This window comes from Streptomyces bobili (assembly GCF_002154575.1).
Classification (GTDB): domain Bacteria; phylum Actinomycetota; class Actinomycetes; order Streptomycetales; family Streptomycetaceae; genus Streptomyces; species Streptomyces bobili.
The window spans coordinates 1-397 of sequence record NZ_MUBA01000758.1; the positions used below are offsets into that span (position 1 = coordinate 1).

The following is a 397-nucleotide window of genomic DNA, read 5'->3' on the forward strand; positions in this document are numbered from 1 at the left end:
CCACTCCCCCGCCTGACAGCCCACCGGCCACCGGCCACCGCCATCAAGGAGTCCACTACCTATGACCGGCCCCGGTCTCCCCATCCTTCGCGGTGTACGCCGCGCCCTGGGCAACATCGCTGCCCGGGTCTACCTGACAGCCTGTGCACTACTGCTCGGATGGGCACTTCTAGCCGCCTCCGACGAATCCATGGCAGCAGTGATCCCCCTGTTCGCCACCATCCCGACCAGCCTCGTACTGCTGCTCGTCCTGCCCGAAGGCACCACGATGTTCCTGCTCTCCATCATTCTCGGAGCGCTGATCAACGCCGTCGTCATCGGCTGGTGCGTCCGCACGCTGCGCCGTGGGAGCAACCCCGGCACGGCATCCTGACGGCGGAAACCGCTCGGGGCGAGC

At 67.3% G+C, this 397-nt stretch carries 1 protein-coding gene; it reads left to right on the top strand.

The genetic code is table 11. From position 1 onward, the window contains the following. Positions 1 to 61 precede the first annotated feature (61 nt). Positions 62 to 373, top strand: a complete 312-nt coding sequence (locus BZL64_RS42300; RefSeq protein ID WP_086773424.1) for an SCO4225 family membrane protein — start codon at positions 62 to 64, stop codon at positions 371 to 373. Positions 374 to 397 lie beyond the last annotated feature (24 nt).